Origin of the sequence: Streptomyces sp. OR43 (genome assembly GCF_008042275.1) — a bacterium.
Lineage (GTDB): Bacteria > Actinomycetota > Actinomycetes > Streptomycetales > Streptomycetaceae > Streptomyces.
On sequence record NZ_RDBK01000098.1, the window covers coordinates 1 to 871 of the forward strand.

The 871-nt window shown below is 72.1% G+C and carries 1 pseudogene; it reads left to right on the plus strand.

The features are described 5' to 3' along the window. Positions 1-260 precede the first annotated feature (260 nt). Positions 261-698 (plus strand): annotated as a pseudogene (locus tag EAO72_RS41045) (hypothetical protein); the annotation flags it as partial. Positions 699-871 lie beyond the last annotated feature (173 nt).

The following is an 871-nucleotide window of genomic DNA, read 5'->3' on the forward strand; positions in this document are numbered from 1 at the left end:
GCCGCGTCCTGGGAGGCCTTGGACTCCGCAGCCGCGGGCGGGTGAGCGGCGAGGCGCGTCTGCTTTGCAGCCACGGCCGCCTTCAAGCTCCGGAAACCGGGAGCCTGGGCCGGAGACGGCTTGACCGGAGCCGTGTAGCGCTGGGCCACCAGACGGGAGACCGCCGTGTTGCCGGCCGCCCGTTGCAGGCGCTGGAGGGCTCGGCGGTCCGGGGCCGGTGAGGAGGGGGAAGGGGACCGCTCCGTGCGAGGGGCTCCCGTCTGGTGGCCCAGCGCTACACGGCTCCGGTCAAGCCGTCTCCGGCCCAGGCTCCCGGTTTCCGGAGCTTGAAGGCGGCCGTGGCTGCAAAGCAGACGCGCCTCGCCGCTCACCCGCCCGCGGCTGCGGAGTCCAAGGCCTCCCAGGACGCGGCGGTCGCGCCCCCTGACGACAAGGAGGCCCAGGGCAAAGCGGCGAACGCCGAAAAGATGAACGCCGCGCAACCCGGCGAGTTCGACAAGAGGGCGTTCGTCGACGCGGTGAACAAGGCGATCGACGCACAGGCACCGAAGAACCTCGACGAGGCCGACAAGTTCTCCAAGTCCGGCAAGGCGGAGAAGGTCAAGGCGGAGGTCGACGGCAAGGTCACGGAGGGCAAGGAGTCCTCGGCCAAGGACATCGACACGGCGACGAAGGCCCCGCCTGACACCGCGGCCGCCTTCAAGCTCCGGAAACCGGGAGCCTGGGCCGGAGACGGCTTGACCGGAGCCGTGTAGCGCTGGGCCACCAGACGGGAGACCGCCGTGTTGCCGGCCGCCCGTTGCAGGCGCTGGAGGGCTCGGCGGTCCGGGGCCGGTGAGGAGGGGGAAGGGGACCGCTCCGTGCGAGGGGC